13 protein-coding genes, 1 tRNA gene and 1 pseudogene are annotated in these 16,021 nt (G+C 35.1%); 9 read left to right on the top strand and 6 right to left on the bottom strand.

Annotated features, from left to right (window positions below; all coding sequences use genetic code 11):
* Positions 1-92: 92 nt before the first annotated feature.
* Both BUL40_RS13595 and BUL40_RS13590 read right to left on the bottom strand, forming a co-directional pair.
* The gene (locus BUL40_RS13595) at positions 93-2,507 is read right to left on the bottom strand and encodes a UvrD-helicase domain-containing protein (RefSeq protein WP_080319691.1); all 2,415 of its coding nucleotides are present in this window, start codon (positions 2,505-2,507) and stop codon (positions 93-95) included.
* Between the two features lie 186 nt (positions 2,508-2,693).
* Positions 2,694-3,026: pseudogene (locus BUL40_RS13590) on the bottom strand (type I restriction endonuclease); the annotation flags it as partial.
* Positions 3,027-3,266: 240 nt separating this feature from the next.
* Here BUL40_RS13590 and BUL40_RS13585 point away from each other — a divergent pair.
* From BUL40_RS13585 to BUL40_RS13555, 6 genes are all read left to right on the top strand, one after another.
* Positions 3,267-4,082, top strand: a complete 816-nt coding sequence (locus BUL40_RS13585) for a GIY-YIG nuclease family protein (protein ID WP_080319690.1) — start codon at positions 3,267-3,269, stop codon at positions 4,080-4,082.
* Positions 4,083-4,228: 146 nt separating this feature from the next.
* Positions 4,229-4,660 (top strand): hypothetical protein, encoded by a 432-nt coding sequence (locus tag BUL40_RS13580; RefSeq protein ID WP_080319689.1) that lies wholly within the window; start codon positions 4,229-4,231, stop codon positions 4,658-4,660.
* 65 nt (positions 4,661-4,725) lie between these two features.
* Positions 4,726-5,385: a DUF4304 domain-containing protein gene (locus BUL40_RS13575; protein WP_080319688.1), complete on the top strand. Its 660-nt coding sequence runs from the start codon at positions 4,726-4,728 to the stop codon at positions 5,383-5,385.
* Positions 5,386-6,078: 693 nt separating this feature from the next.
* Entirely contained in the window at positions 6,079-6,717 is a 639-nt protein-coding gene (locus BUL40_RS13565) for a hypothetical protein (protein WP_080319686.1), read from the top strand.
* Between the two features lie 204 nt (positions 6,718-6,921).
* On the top strand, positions 6,922-7,551 hold the full coding sequence (locus BUL40_RS13560) for a hypothetical protein (RefSeq protein ID WP_141239676.1): 630 nt from the start codon (positions 6,922-6,924) through the stop codon (positions 7,549-7,551).
* Positions 7,552-7,908: 357 nt separating this feature from the next.
* A complete protein-coding gene (locus BUL40_RS13555) occupies positions 7,909-9,018 on the top strand; it encodes a Gfo/Idh/MocA family protein (protein WP_080319684.1) in 1,110 nt (369 codons plus the stop codon).
* 582 nt (positions 9,019-9,600) lie between these two features.
* Here the strand turns inward: BUL40_RS13555 and BUL40_RS13550 are convergent.
* Positions 9,601-9,673 (bottom strand) — tRNA-Met (locus BUL40_RS13550).
* Positions 9,674-9,828: 155 nt separating this feature from the next.
* Positions 9,829-11,235, bottom strand: coding sequence for an aryl-sulfate sulfotransferase (locus tag BUL40_RS13545; protein ID WP_176465488.1), 1,407 nt, complete (start codon positions 11,233-11,235; stop codon positions 9,829-9,831).
* A gap of 199 nt (positions 11,236-11,434) precedes the next feature.
* On the opposite strand from BUL40_RS13545, the gene BUL40_RS13540 reads away from it, so the two are divergent.
* From BUL40_RS13540 to era, 3 genes are read left to right on the top strand one after another with little or no spacing between them, the layout of a single operon-like run.
* Entirely contained in the window at positions 11,435-12,799 is a 1,365-nt protein-coding gene (locus tag BUL40_RS13540) for an alanine/glycine:cation symporter family protein (protein WP_080319682.1), read from the top strand.
* Complete coding sequence (locus tag BUL40_RS13535; protein ID WP_010516891.1) at positions 12,786-13,256, top strand: RNA methyltransferase; 471 nt, start codon at positions 12,786-12,788, stop codon at positions 13,254-13,256. The genes BUL40_RS13540 and BUL40_RS13535 overlap by 14 nt, the downstream gene beginning before the upstream one ends.
* A 5-nt stretch (positions 13,257-13,261) precedes the next feature.
* Positions 13,262-14,149, top strand: a complete 888-nt coding sequence (era, locus tag BUL40_RS13530; RefSeq protein WP_080319681.1) for a GTPase Era — start codon at positions 13,262-13,264, stop codon at positions 14,147-14,149.
* A 55-nt stretch (positions 14,150-14,204) separates the two neighbouring features.
* On the opposite strand, the gene BUL40_RS13525 is transcribed toward era, so the two are convergent.
* Both BUL40_RS13525 and mgrA read right to left on the bottom strand, forming a co-directional pair.
* Entirely contained in the window at positions 14,205-14,738 is a 534-nt protein-coding gene (locus BUL40_RS13525; protein ID WP_080319750.1) for a lipid-binding SYLF domain-containing protein, read from the bottom strand.
* 124 nt (positions 14,739-14,862) lie between these two features.
* Positions 14,863-15,882 (bottom strand): L-glyceraldehyde 3-phosphate reductase, encoded by a 1,020-nt coding sequence (gene mgrA, locus BUL40_RS13520; protein WP_080319680.1) that lies wholly within the window; start codon positions 15,880-15,882, stop codon positions 14,863-14,865.
* Positions 15,883-16,021: the final 139 nt, after the last annotated feature.

Genomic DNA, 16,021 nt, shown 5'->3' with positions numbered 1-16,021 from the left:
AACTTAGAACCAACTTAAAATTTCACAGTCTAATTCAAGATTCAATATGTTGGTATTTCAGTTGTGATTCTGCAACTTGATGAAACATAAGCTTAGTCTAAATTTGTAGACCAAAGATTGATTCTTGATTGAATTCCACCTTTACTTCTTCCAAACATTTCACTTAATTCGGTAATGCTAAAATCCTCATAGCAATTTTTTAATAGTGTTTCTTCTTCTTCTGTCCAAGGTTCGTAAGCCCTTTTGAATTTTTGTCTAGATTTTAATATTTGTTCATCATTTCTTTCAAAATTGATGGGAAGGTTGTGAATTTGTTGTTCAACATTTTTTTTCTGTTTCCACTTTATATTTTGACTATGGTTTTGTTCAATAGACTTTCCACATTCTGGGCAAAACTTGTAATGTTCTTCTATTTTAGTTTCACATTTTTTACAAAGAAAAACCCTATTGGTTCCATAATCAATTGCATTGGTCTCTAGAAGCGTAAATTCTTTAGGTATATCTTTTATAAATTCTGAAACCGCACCCTTTTTGCTTATTAAATACAGATAGTCTTTCGCTCTTGTAAGCGCTACATAAAATAGTCTACGTTCTTCTTCTATTAAAAGGTCATAATTACTAGGTTTTATTACCTGATAAATTTTATCCTGTAACCAGGGATCAGGGAAACCACCTTTATTAGAATGCAGTCCTAAAATAAAAACTACTTTTGCTTCTAATCCTTTAGCACCGTGAATGGTTTTAAATTGAATTTTATGACCGCTTGCATCTAAAGTCTTTTTTAGTTCAGAGGCCATAGCAGACCGTCTATAGAGCACCAAAATATCTTCTGGATTTATTCCGTCCTGTATATGTTTTTCAACGGTTTCCCAGATAAAGGAAATTTCTTGTCCTTCATTTTCTTCATAGAAGATATTTATTTTTTGGCCTCCACGCTTTACAGCCTTGATGTCTTTATGAATTTGAAATTCATTCTTTTTAATCGCTTCTGTGGATGCGCAAACAATTGGGTCTGTACTTCTATAATTTAAATTAAGCGTTACTAATTCTGAATTAGCAAAATGTTCTTTGAAATTTACGATATAACTTATTTCAGAACCTCGAAATCCATATATACTTTGCCAGTCATCACCAACACAAAATAACTGGGTTTCCTTTGTGGTTAATAAATTTAAAAGTTTGACTTGCAGATTGTTAACATCTTGAAATTCATCTACCAATATGTGGCTATAGCTATTTTGATACCTCTCACGAACTTTTGGATTGTTTTCTAGTAATTCAATGGTTTTTATCAATAGTCCATCAAAATCCATGTAAGATTTGTTAGTGCAATAGTCTTGAAAAGCTGTGATTATGGGGATAGCCAGTTCATAAAACACACGCACTCTTTCGTATTTGCTTGCAGCAGCTTCATCCATAATTTGCTGCAAGTCTTTTTCCGAATTCTCTATTTTGTTTCGAACCTCGTTTACTTCCCTATAAAAACGTTTTAACTCCTTTCTAAAAGGTGAAAATTCTTCGTCATAATTTAAAACGGTAGCAGAACTTAGATCTTCACTAATTCTGCCTTTGATAACACGGTCTAGAACGCTATTAAAAACAGCTGAGTTGTGCGTGGCATCATCATACGTTTTAATACATGTACAACCAGCAATTTTCATCTTAACCTCCTTCCAAAAGGAAGGATAACTTAGGTTACTAATATGTTCTAAATACACATTTCCTTGTGGTATAAAAAAATCTGGGTGAAATACTTTTTTATCCACTTTAACTTCTGGTTCATAAGTATATTCAATACTATTTCGGAATAACCAATCTGCAATAAATTGTTCTGATTTAGACCGAACTTTGTCTCCATTTAAAGAAGTAAAGTGTTTGCCTTCTGGTCTAAATTCTTCACTGGTCTTGTTGTCTGGAATATGGTCTACATAGTAATCTAATAGGAATCGCTTTAATTTTAAAATAAATGCTTTTTCCTCACAAAGCTCAATAGCTACTTTTTCAATAATTTCTTTGACCGTTTCTGTGGCAGTGTTTCCATGAAATTCATTTCCTATTTTTTGGTCAGCTACAATTTTAAATTGGTTGTCAAACACATGTACACCGTCTGTTTTTATAATTTGGTAACAGAGACTGTGAATGGTTTTGATAGTTAATTTTTTGAGCCAGGGAAATTTGTTGAGAAAACGGACACGTTCTCTATACTTGTCTTTAAAGGTAATGCCTTGAGTTTGTAGAAATTCCTTGTAATATCGAGTTTGGTCGGCAGCAAGAATCATTCTGTCTAGCATTTCATTGGCAGCATTTTTGGTAAAAGTCACCGCCAAAATAGTATTGGCATCTACCAGTTTATCCGTTACCAGATAATTTATTTTATGCAATAAAGTTTTGGTTTTACCGGAGCCGGCTCCCGCAAGGACTAGGAGTCTATTGGCTTCTGAAAGTACAGCTTTGCGTTGTTGGTCATTTAAAGCAGAAAGGTCAGTTCTGGTTTTGAGCGTTTTCATTGTCTATGGGTAAAGAACCTTTTTTTAAACCTATTTGGTCTTTAGGATTAAAATGTTGGTGTTGGTCTGTTTTTATAACTAACGGCTAGGGATACTAAAAATTTTATTTGGTTTAAAGATAAAGCTGTTCAAACGTCAAATGGAGTCTTTATGTTTTAACTCACGAACTGCGTCTACCAAACCGTAATAGATAAAAAAAAAGTCCCCATTTGAAGTGAATACAAATGGAATTTGAAGTATTTCTGAATACTCCAAGGCCTGCTGCATGCCATCACCAACTTTATGCCTATTGTCTTTAGCTTCGCTTATAGCAATGGGAATGTTGGGCTTATAATAAAGAATGTAATCTGCTCTTTTCTGTTTGCCCCGGGCGTATAATTTACCTTGAACTATGATACGGCCATCCGTAAAAGAAACTTCTTCTCTTACCTGAGAGCGCATATTCCAGCCCGCTTGCTGTATGGCGGGGTTGATGAATTTAGAGCATATATCTCTTTCCGACAATGATTTTTTATTCACGAAAAACAGCGTTTGCCTGGGGAGTGGTTATTATTTTGGTTATGGTCTTCTGCTTCATGTTTTGGTCATTTACTAAACCTAGTGCCTAAGATAGGAAAAAAGAGCAAAAGTATATTACTAGAAGAATTGCAAATGAATAGGCTATTTTACTTGTGTTGGATTTAGTAGTTTTATGTAAAAGCGATATTCGTTATTACGGGTATTTAATTGTTGTGTGCCATACAAAAAAAACAACTGACAATGAATAGCATCAAGTTAAATGACATTCTAAAATTGGATAATCTTGATAATACTAAAATCAGATTTAATCTAATGTTTGAGGGGAATTGGAACCCAATAGAGATGTTTAAGAATAATGAAATGGACACTATTCTTGGCGGACATTATTGGAATCACAACAAAATGAAGTCCTATAAAAACGGACAAACCACAATTGGATTTATTCGCATAAAAAACAATGAAAATCTTTGGCTTCTATTCCATATGGGCAGAGTAACAAAAGATTTGAACATCCAAAACGGGATTGGCTACGAATACGAAACGCTGACGGAATACGAAAAATATTTTGGACGGATAATAGTAAGATTTAAAAACAAATCGCAGAATATGGTGCGAAAAGCTACTTCGGTAATAGACGATTGCGAAATTGCTCAAATTTTGCCAGATGTTTTTGACAACGATATTTTTCCAGGCTATGACAAAGTAAATATATCTTGGAAAGAACTTTCAAGAGTGATTACAAAAGACACTTGGAAAACAGCTCTACAAAACCAAAAAGGCGTTTATCTAATTACGGATGTTTCCAACGGAAAAATGTATGTTGGTTCCGCATATGGTGATGAAATGATTTTAAATCGTTGGAAATCTTACGTTAAAACTGGCAATGGTGGAAATAAAGAACTCAAAACTTTAGAATTTGACCACATAAAACAAAACTTCCGATTTTCAATTTTAGATATATTCAAGTCAACAACTGAAAGTGAAGTAATAATTGAACGAGAAAGTTGGTGGAAAGAAACATTGTTAAGTCGCAAATTTGGATATAATGCAAATTAAACGTGTGAAAGTACTGCACACAACATAGCACTGAGGTAATCAAAAGCTCAAAAAAAGGGATTTTCTGCCCGTCTAAGATTTAGTAGTTTTATACAAAAGAGATATCCGTTATAACGGATATTTAATTGTTGCCACATATTTGAGAGATGATTACAAAAGACCTTTTAAATTCAGTTACAAATGACTTTTTTAGTCGTTATTGGAACCCAAAAATCGGAGAAAATCCTACTTGGGAAAAATCTGAATGGAATTTTAACGGAACTATACCTAATCACGATAAACAAGGATGTTATGCGCTCTTAAAGAATGACGAAGTAATTTATATTGGTGTTGGTATTAGTAAAGGTTCAGGAATTTATAAAAACCACGGTTTGGGTTTTCGTCTAAAAAGATATTTTAAAGTCAACAAAAATCTTCAACTAAATCCTAACAAATATTTACCAACAGAAAAATGGCAGGAATTAACTGGTATTTTAACCATTGGCTTCCCTAATGAGCATTTTTGTCTTGCTTCTGCTTTAGAAATTTATCTAATTAATAATCTTAACCCATCACGAAATAAAAGCTTTAATAAATGAAAGGATTTCTCAGATAAAGTTCAAGATAAGGATCATTGTGGGACCTAACGCTTTATTTTACTAAAATGAATGCAACTAAATTTAGAAAACTCGTAAATAAGCATTTCTCACCAAAAATGAAGGAATTGGGTTGGACTGGAAACGGCTTCGATTACAGAAGAATAGAGGAAAATCATTTGGTGAAATTATTTGGGATGTACGGTAGTTGGATGGGAGGATGTATTTATTGTGAAACAGGAATCCATTTCGATTTTTTACCACTTTATGAGCACGACAAACCAATTGAAAAAAAGAAGGTAACTGAATGTTTTTTTAGGGAACGACTATCAGTTGGGACATGGGAATTTTATACAGAGGAGGAAAGGAATGTGAAGCAGGTCCAAAACATTTTGGAAACTTTTCTAAACGTTAGTCCGCAATTTTACTCAGATTTTGAAAATTTTCCAGACCCTTTTGACAAAATCTCTGTTGAAGATGTTATAGAAAATCAAGATTACAAATTACTGGGCAAATATGAGATTTTCAATAGTCGTAGATTTGCATTACTAATGAAAGATATTAACTTATATATCGGAAATCTTGAGGTGGCAAGAGATTTTTCACAGTATGGAATTGCAAAGTCAAAAGCACTAGCAGAGAAGATGCTAGTAGGACGGAAGACGAAGACGTATCGTTTGATGGAAGAGTCTTTCAAGATTGAAATGGAAAACCTTCGAATCAAATGATGTTTTAATTTAAAAGTTCAAAAAAAGGATTAACACAATGTCGAAGTGTGGGATTTAAAAAGTTCAAATTGGAGCTACTTCCTAGTTCTCGTATAATAATACCCTGGTCCGTCGCAGGGTAAATATCCACCATTGTAAATTTCTGATTCGCTAAGAATACGCAAGTATTCAACCATGGAATTTCCACAGGTTTGGATAAGGTAACTATCTTTGGAATATTTCAACTTAAGATAATCATTTCCATCCGAAATAAACGAACCGTATTTACCCGAGGCAGTGGAAGTGCTATCTTGATATACTCTTTGCTTGATAAAGGTACTATCGGGGAAAAATTCGATAGACTCTCGAAAATCCAATTCTTCTTTCTCCAATATTTTCCCAGACATTCCGGAATTCAAAGAAGTGAGTTCATAATACAGTTCCATTCCAAAATCGTTCGATTCGCTGGAACTTGAACATGAACACCAAATAGTTGTAATGACGAGTAATAATAGTAACCTTCTCATTATTGTTTCTATATTAGATGAACAAATTACAGTAAGGTTGCCTATGAAAATTTGTAAAAAGGTGCTATTTGATATAAAGTTCAAAAAAAGGGATTTTCTGCCCGTCTAAGATTTAGTAGTTTTATACCAAAGAGATATTCGTTATTACGGATATCCAATTGTTGGCAATAATTAAAACTGAATAGAGATGACTAAAAAACTTAAAACTCTACTCTATATTTCATTCGGAATATTTTTCACTTTTGTAGTTTTCTATTCTTATTATAATGATTACCTATTTTTTTCATCATTTACTAGAGTATTGTTTGGATTATCCTTTGTTTTCTTTTTAATTAATTTGGTTAAAGAGATAAAAGAATACAGTCAAATAAAAAAACTGAAAAAATTACAAAACTCAATTATTGGAGTATTTTTTTTATTCTTAATTACATCAATCTATCTTATTCAAGAAAAATTTAATAATAACGGCAATCCACTTTTAATAGTTGAAACTCCTTATTCCATTGCTGGCGGACCTGAATATTATCTTTCAATAAGTTTTGGAGAAAGTGGAAAATATTTAATCGTCGAAAACACTCTAGAAAGTTATGGAAATAACTACTATAGAGGTAAATATACATATGCCGATTCGATATTTTACCTTGATAAAATAAAAGGTAAAATATTAAAGTCTAATATGTTAGGATTTAGATACTCAAAAATTAGTGCTGACAGTAAGAATCCGAACAAAATGACTAAACGTTTTTATTTAGCGAATATAAATTCTGAAAAAAAAGAAATTGGAGATGTTTTTTTATCAATTGTGACCAATAAATTAAATAAATAACTATTGCCAACAACGCCTATAAGTAATGCGGGCTGTTTTTTAAGACGAAAGTGATTTTCTTACAACAACGCTCACAATTTGGTAAATTGGTAAACAACAAAAAACAAATTTAAAAATGGTTCGCTTGGGTTCGTACCAAATTGAAAACTAGCGCTTTTCAATCCCGCACTACTCATAGCCTGAGCGTTATGTTCAATTGAAAAAATGAATTTAGACAGAAGTTATTTATGTGATATGAATCTTGCTACAGAGGTATCCTCTGGACGTTCTTTTTTTGAGGAAAAACTAGTCGAACTTAGAGATTCTGTTTTATCTAATGGGATTGAATATAACGGTCAAAAAATAAATGACTTAACAGAATTAGATTTTTTCTTGTCTGAGAATTTGAATGCTTTTAAAGGAAGTGTCTACGAGGAACTTAAAAGAGATGTCCTAAATGTTGAAAATGAATTAAGTATTTCAATGCCTGATAAAGGAGTTACATTTTTCACAGAAAATGCTACACTAGAAGGGAAGCTAGAAATGCTTAATTGGTATTGTAATCCTAAAATATCAATTCAAAAGCAAATTACAGTTGTTGAGTGTGTGAATATGCCTTATAATGAAGTTCCTTTGAATATAACTTTCAAATGGAATTATCAAAAGGTAGAAGAAATTTTGATTTCTTTTAATGATGAGGAAAAGGCTACGAAGTATCTAACTTATATAAAATCCAATGAGAAACTACTCCATGATTCTTGGCTTACAAGACAAATCGGAATAAAACGTCATTTTAATTGGGGAATAATAACGACTTGTGAGAAAGGAATTAAATTTAAAATAAAAAGAACATAACAATGTGTGACAAATCATAGCACCCTGCGGGAAGCTACGCTTGTTACACTAGACGTTGAAAGTTCAAAAAAAGGATTTTCTACCAATCCTAACTTATTATGGACTATCCATTACTATTGTTTTCATTTTTTATTCAGTTATAATAATCAGTGGGTAGAATGAATGGTTTAAGGTAAAGTACTACATTACTCGGCGTATATTTAGAAAGTCCGTTAAATCTTTAAATTTATTTTTCAGAAAGTTTTAATTTGATTTAAATTCTAGCAGTGGTACTCAGGGCAAACTTAAAGGCTTGTATCTTTTCACGGTTTGGGTACCACTAATTTATCATCATCAGAAACTATAAAAAAGACATAAATGAGGAAAAAAATAGTATTCTTATTAAGCTTATTGCTATTAAACACAATCCTTTATGGTCAAAATACTGATCAAGCTTTAAGGGTGGGCATCATAGGCTTAACACATACCCACGTGCATTGGATTTTTGGTAGTGAGCCGCGTGGCGACATTGAAATTGTTGGTATAGTAGAGCCCAATAAGGAGCTTGCTCAACGTTACGCGGATGAACATAATTTTTCAATGGATTTGGTGTATACTTCTTTAGACGAAATGCTGGATAAAGTAAAACCAGAAGCGGTAACCGCATTTGGTACTATTTACGAACATTTACAGGTGGTTGAGGCGGCTGCGCCAAGAGGCATCCATGTAATGGTAGAGAAACCATTAGCGGTTAGTATAGATCATGCTACAAAAATGAAGGCCTTGGCAGAAGAATACAAAATTCACCTTTTAACCAATTATGAAACAACTTGGTACCCCACAACTCATAAAGCGTATGAAATAGTTAAGAACAAAAATAAAATTGGTGCTATTAGAAAGATAATGGTTCATGACGGTCATAAAGGACCAAAAAAGATTGGTGTTAACGAGGAATTTTTAGATTGGTTAACAGATCCCATTCAAAATGGTGGTGGTGCAGAAGTGGATTTTGGTTGTTATGGGGTTAATATTTTATCGTGGTTTATGGACGGTAAACGGCCTAATAGCGTAACCGCTATCTCTCAACAACTGCAACCCGAAAATAACCCCAAAGTAAATGATGAATCTATTATACTGTTACAGTATGATGATGCGGTAGCGGTAATACAAGGCTCTTGGAATTGGCCTATCGGAAGAAAAGACATGGAGATTTATGGAACGGTTGGAGCGGTATATGCAGATAATAGGCATGACCTGCGCTTGAGAATTTCTGAAGGTTACGATGGTTACCAAGAAGAGGTGATGAAACTAGAAGAAAGAAAAGCGCCTTATGATGACCCTTTTTCACTACTGGCAGCAGTTATAAGAGAAGAAATTACACTGAATGAATTTGATCTAAACTCGCTTGAAAACAATATGCTAGTTGTGGAAATACTAGATGCAGCTAAAAAAAGTGCAGAAACGAAAAAAACCATTTTCCTTAAATAATTGGTAGAAGATATGTTGTTATAAAAAATAAAATGTTACTACGTAATCTTTTATTATTTAATAGCGAATCAAATGTCCAAAGTTAGCGTTTAAAGAGGTCCAATGGATTTTCCGAAACATCTTACATAAAAGTTCAAAAAAGGGATTTGCTAAACCGCCTTGAAATATTTTGGATATAAATACCATAACGTCTGTGCTTCAATAGAATTTTCTTCAGCTTTTTCTTTGTTTTCGCTTTGGAAGTATTTTGCACAAAATTGGTCTTAACATATCCCTTATCAGCACAATAAGATTCAAAGGCCCTTAAATCATTTTGGCGTTTTAGTTTCTTGGTTTTTGGGTCTCTTTAGGACCAATCGATGTACCATTCCTTTTTTAGAGCGGCGGATTTTTCTATCAAGGATAGATCTTCCCATTTGAAAAAATCTTCGCCACCAGTAAATATTTTTGGTTGGCTAAAGTCTTTCTTTATTGTGGAATCGTGTACGAAATCGTGTACGGCAGCTAAAAATTCGGAAATTTAAGGCATAAAAAAACGGCTCGTTTTGGACGAACCGTTGTTTCTGTTGGCCTTAGCCTTAGTAGCGGGGACTGGACTCGAACCAGCGACCTTCGGGTTATGAGCCCGACGAGCTACCTACTGCTCTACCCCGCGATGTATGTTTAATGTTGCTCGCGTAGAAACCAAATTGTCAGTTCAAATCGATTCAAGAACGTATCTTTTTGCGAATCGGTTGGCAAATATACAACCCTTTTTAGATTACACCAAATTAACTTTAACCCTTTTTGAAAATTTCAATATTACAAGGGTCAAATTCTGCTTTCTAAGTTTACGATTTCTGCACTATCTCCTGTGTAGTAAAGTCCTCTCCAGTAGAGTTGGTTAAAACCTTCATATTTCCATACCACCTCTAAATTGGGTGTAACTTCCCAATAGCCATAATCGCCCTCACATATTAAAGTGTTCCCATTGGGCAAACGTACGGCACCGCTTACCCTTCCGTAAAATAAATCTGGATGGGTAAAATCAAAAATTAAAGTAGGTGGTAAATCTAGATTGGTGCCGTCTAATTCCGGTAAACTAAATTCCATTGCTCTGGATTGCTCTTCTCTATTGTTGTTATTATAGATTAAAAGGCTTAGTTCATTACCTTTTTTTATAAAACTTGGATGGTGGTTAAAATTCAATGTAGATGTGGCGTTATTATCGCCATATACTTTTTGATTGCCAAAACGATAAAGTAAACTACCACCTTTGTTAAATTGCCCTCCTTCCTCTGTAGCAGCTTCCACGCTTGTGGTGCTATGGTCTATAAACCAAACTTCGCTGTAAAAGTTAGCACTTAAGGCGATTATGTCTTGCTCTGGGTAATAGGCTATTCCATTAAAATGAATTAAGTCGCCCTGGGCTACAAACTCATGAACATTAGTATTGGCGTAACCAATGTTGATTTTGTTTTTATTGGCTTCTGGTACACCAAAATTGGGTAAACTAGCATTAAAGTCTTGCACAATATGGTCCCAACTTTTCCACTCCCAGACAACATTGTTGTTTTCTTTATTAATTTCTACCACTTTCTCCATAAAAACGTCACCGTCATTGTTTAGGCCAACTGCCTTGGCATCTGCGTTAGAAACCCTATACCAAACCAAGACCAATAAATTTCCATTGGGTAATTGGGTAAAATCATGATGGGCAATTTCATTGTCATTGGCAATGGTATACTCCCAAATAACGGTTCCGTCTGGTTCTATTTCCCTTAAAATACCACTTTGCCCTCCAAAACTTACCGGACTATTTTCTCCCCTAAACAAACCTATTAGGTTGCCGTTGGCCGTTAATTCTGCATCTTGTCCTAAAGATAAATCAAAATTCCATTCGTGTTTTAATTGTCCATAACGGTCCATTAAGAAACAACGTTTGCCACCATTTTCAATAGCAAATACGTAGCCAGATGTATCAATTAGGTCTTCATTTATTAATACAATATTGTCAGAAATTTCAGGGTTGTTGTCAATTGCCCTAAAAGTAGCGGTGACCTCAGAATCCTGGTTAAGGATTAGGGAATATTCCGGGTCAGTACCGCTTGCATCTCCTGTCCAAGAATCAAACGCATACCCTTGATCAGCGGTAGCAATTAATTTAAGCGTACTGCCAGCCTTAAATGTTCCCGATTTTAGGTTCACCGTTCCACCATCAGAACTAAAAACGGTCAATGTATATGTTAGTTCTTGTGGGCTGTCATCGTCTTTTTTGCAAGATAGAGTGCAACAAATACACGTAAGAATACAGAAAAAGGGTATTAGGCGCATGTCTGGTTTTTGTTAAAGTGAGTTTTTTAGGCAATATGGCTAGTAAGTAGTTAGAATTTTGAAATACTTACAAAATTGCTAATAATGCTTACCTTCACGCCCTATGAATAAACTTAATGAATTTCTAGCAGAAGCCATATCCTTTACGGAATGGCCCATGTTTGTATTATTGATAGGAGGAGGTCTCTTTCTAGTTATTTATTCTCGTTTTTTACCCTATCGTTATTTTAAACATGCTTTGGATATTACCAAGGGTAAGTATGATGACAAGCATGCCCAAGGCGATGTAAGTTCCTTACAAGCCTTATCTGCTGCCGTAGCTGCAACAGTTGGTTTGGGCAATATTTCTGGAGTAGCCATTGCCATACATGACGGTGGGCCGGGGGTCGTTTTTTGGATTTGGGTCACCGCTATAATAGGTATGTGTATTAAGTTCTATTCTTGTAGTCTTTCTATTATGTTTAGGGGGCGAGATTCTGATGGTAATCTTCAGGGGGGACCAATGTTTTATATCACACAAGGTTTGGGCACAAAAGCTAAACCCTTAGCTGTGTTTTTTAGTGTTGCCGGCCTATTTGGTTTTCTTGGTGTGTTCACGGCAAATCAATTTACAGAAACATTCATGAGCGTGGTAATGCCTAATGAGACAATTGCAGCATTGGGCGATTTTAACTGGAAATTAGGTGTAGGATTCACTTTGGCTATTGTTTCTTCTTTTGTCATTTTTGGAGGCTTAAAGAACATTGCTAAAGTGGCAACGGCCATTGTTCCATTCATGGTAATGGTTTACTTATTAGCTGTTATAGGTGTTATGGTAACCAATGCAGGGCAAATTCTCCCTTCTTTAAAATTAATTTTGGTCGAGGCTTGGAATGTTAAAACAGTCGTGACCGGTGGTTTTTGGGGGCTTATAATTTTAGGGGTTCGCCGGGCAATGTTTTCCAACGAAGCTGGTCTAGGAAGTGCGCCTATGTACCACGGCCAATCTAAGAATGATGAGCCTATACGAGAGGGGCTCGTGGCCATGTTGGGGCCATTTATAGATACCATATTGGTATGTACGTTTACCGCTGTAGTTCTAATTTTGAGTGGGGCCTACTTGCAAGAGGGTAGTGGTATAGTAATGACGTTGAACGCTTTTAACGCAGCCTTGGGTAGTTGGGGCGGTGTATTGTTGATGGTAATCGTATCGGCCTTTGCTATTTCAACATTGTTTACCTATTCTTACTATGGGGTAAAGAGTTTATCGTATTTAACCAATGCTAAAATTGGCAAATGGTACAATGTTTACTTTGTGGTAATGATTGTCTTTGCGGCAGTAGCATCCTTGGATTTGGTTAAAAACTTAATAGACCTTTCCTATGCATTAATGGTAATACCCAATATGATTGCCGTACTTTTGTTGGCGCCTAAAGTAAATAAAGAGGCCAAAATCTATTTTCAGAAGTTAAGGAGTGAGCACGGATAATTTTGAGCACGAATTTTTTGGTATTGGCATCCAGAATGGAAAAACGCCAGAAAACTTGGGTGTTCTATGGCGAACAGCACAAAATTTAGGGGCAAGTTTTATTTTTACAATTGGTAATAGATATGCCAAACAGGCTTGTGATACCCACCATGCGGTAAAGGCCATGCCTTATTTTCATTACGATACTTTTGAAGATTTTTATAAGAATCTGCCAAAAGGGGCAGAATTGGTTGGGGTAGAAATGAAGGAAAATGCTGTGGCTTTAGAGACCTTTACGCATCCAAGAAGGTGTGTTTACCTTTTGGGTGCAGAAGACCACGGATTAAGTAGGGTGGCGTGTGATAAGGCACACCATTTAGTGCAATTTAAGTCGATTAAAAGTTTGAATGTAGCCGTTGCGGGGAGTATAGTAATGTACGATAGAAACTTACCTAAACCCCGTATGCACAAAAAGTAAAAACTATGGGAACACATAAATCTGGTTTTGTAAATATAATAGGAAACCCCAATGTAGGTAAGTCTACTTTAATGAATGCTTTTGTAGGTGAAAAATTATCTATAATCACCTCTAAAGCACAGACTACGCGTCACCGTATTTTTGGTATTGTTAATGGGGATGATTTTCAAGTAGTGATATCAGATACACCAGGAATTATTAAACCAGCCTACGAGCTGCAAACCAGCATGATGGATTTTGTAAAATCCGCCTTTGAAGATGCAGACGTATTGTTGTATTTGGTAGAGATTGGCGAAAAGGGACTTAAAGACGAGGCGTTTTTTCAAAAAATACAAAATAGTAAGATTCCTGTATTATTGCTATTGAACAAGATTGATACTTCTGAGCAAAGTGTTTTGGAAGAACAGATTCAATATTGGCAAGATTTACTGCCAAGAGCAGAAATTCATCCAATTTCTGCCCTTCAGAATTTCAATGTTCGTGAAGTATTTGAACGTATATTGGAATTATTGCCAGAAGGACCGGCCTACTATCCAAAAGACCAAATAACGGACAAACCAGAACGTTTTTTTGTAAACGAAACCATTAGGGAAAAAATCTTATTGAATTATAAAAAGGAAATTCCTTATGCCGTGGAAGTAGAAACCGAGGAGTTTCTGGAAGATGATGATATCATACGAATCCGTTCCATTATTATGGTAGAGCGCGATAGTCAAAAAGGTATTATTATTGGGCACAAAGGAAGCGCCTTGAAAAAAGTTGGGGTTGAAGCCAGAAAAGATTTAGAACTGTTTTTTGATAAACAAGTCCATATCGAAATCTACGTAAAGGTGAATAAAAATTGGCGTAGTAATAGTAACCAATTAAGGCGTTTTGGTTACCAACAAAAATAAAACGAGCCGGTAAAAACTCACCGGCCCGTTTCAATCAACATCAATCAAAAAACGATTATTTTACAGGAGTAAACTCAATTTTTTGTCCACCCACTGAGGCATCTGCCATTAAACCTGCTTTTGGTAAAGCAAATACGGCTACACCATCTTTATATTTTGCGTTATAGGCAATTCCAGACTTTACGGCTACAGCAGAGGCTTCTGCTGCAAACTGAAAATTATCTTCCTTAAATTCTGCCAAATCTTCTTCTGTTTCAAAAAAGATAACTTCAATAATAGCTTGTCCGCCCGCTTGTAGGCCAATATTTAGTTTTTTTAGATTGGCATAACCTGCAATCGCATCATTTTCATAAACCACGCCATTACCAGAAGCGCCTCCAATGATAAAACCACCTTTGCCTACGTTTGGGAATAGTACATAGCCAGCAGCGCTTTCAAAAAACGCTTCTAACCCTTGGTCTTGTTTTAGCAACGCTTGTTTAGCCTTATGTGCATCTACTATTAGTTTCTCTTCTTTTTTGCTTTGTGCGGAAATAGCAGCAGTACTTAGTAAAACTACCACTAAAACTATTGATCTTAAGATTTTCATAGGTTCTATTTTATTTAATAGATATACGTTGAGCAATTGCCGCATAGTCGTTAAAACCCTGTTAGATTTAGCTAAGATTTTGTTATAACTTAGGTAAGTTTCATTTCAGTAATATTATCGTTATTTAATTGGCCAAGATGTTTTCTATGGTTTGTAGCTCCTCGTTTTTAAACGTTAAATTATCTAATGCCTTTACATTGTCTTTTAATTGTTCTGGTTTGCTAACACCAACCAAAACAGAAGTAACTTGTGGTTTTTGTAACAACCAAGCAATGGCCATTTGCGCCAAACTTTGATTCCTATTTTTAGCCAAATCATTTAACGCGCTAATTTTGTTCAGAAGGTCTTGCGTAATTTGTCCGGTATCTAAATACCTTGCATCGCGTACCGCTCTAGAATCTTCTGGAAATCCATTGAGGTACTTGTCTGTTAGCAGACCTTGGGCAAGGGGTGAGAAAACAATACCACCTACCTTTTTATCATCTAACACGTTTAATAGACCATCTTCTACCCATCTCTCGAACATGCTATATTTTGGTTGATGAGTGAGTAATGGTGTCCCCATTTCTTTTAAAATGTCATAGGCTTTTTTAGTAAGTTCCGCAGAATAATTGGAAATGCCAACGTATAATGCTTTCCCTTGCTGTACAATTTGATGCAAGGCGGCCATGGTTTCTTCCAATGGGGTTTCTGGGTCCGGTCTATGGTGGTAAAAGATGTCTACATAATCCAATCCCATACGTTTTAAACTTTGGTCCAAACTGGCGATTAAGTATTTTTTAGAACCATAATTACCATAAGGCCCCGGCCACATATCAAAACCAGCCTTACTAGAAATTATAAGTTCATCACGGTAGTTTTTAAAATCTTGATGAAACAATTTCCCAAAATTGGTCTCTGCGGCACCGTAAGGAGGCCCGTAATTATTAGCTAGGTCAAAGTGTGTAATGCCAAGGTCAAAAGCCGTTCTTAAGATGCGCCTCGCTTTAATTAAGTTGTCCGTATCACCAAAGTTATGCCATAACCCTAAGGATAACCTTGGTAGTAAAAGGCCAGAATTTCCACATCTTTTGTATTGCATCTTTTTGTACCGTTCTGGGTTGGCCACGTAACCCATCATGTTTTGTGTATCGTTAATTTCCATATCTAGTCTTTTAAATTATCAATTGATTAAAGAAAGGTACAACAACCATTTATAAGAAGTGTTTGTAAATTTTAGGCAGCCATATCATATATAAATTTTGTAAAAAGAAGTGCAAAAAATCGGTTTCTTCAATAAACTA

This window comes from Croceivirga radicis, from assembly GCF_002072105.2.
Taxonomy (GTDB): Bacteria; Bacteroidota; Bacteroidia; order Flavobacteriales; family Flavobacteriaceae; genus Croceivirga; species Croceivirga radicis.
The sequence above is the reverse complement of the archived record's forward strand: the minus strand, read 5'-3'. Positions and strand labels throughout refer to the sequence as shown.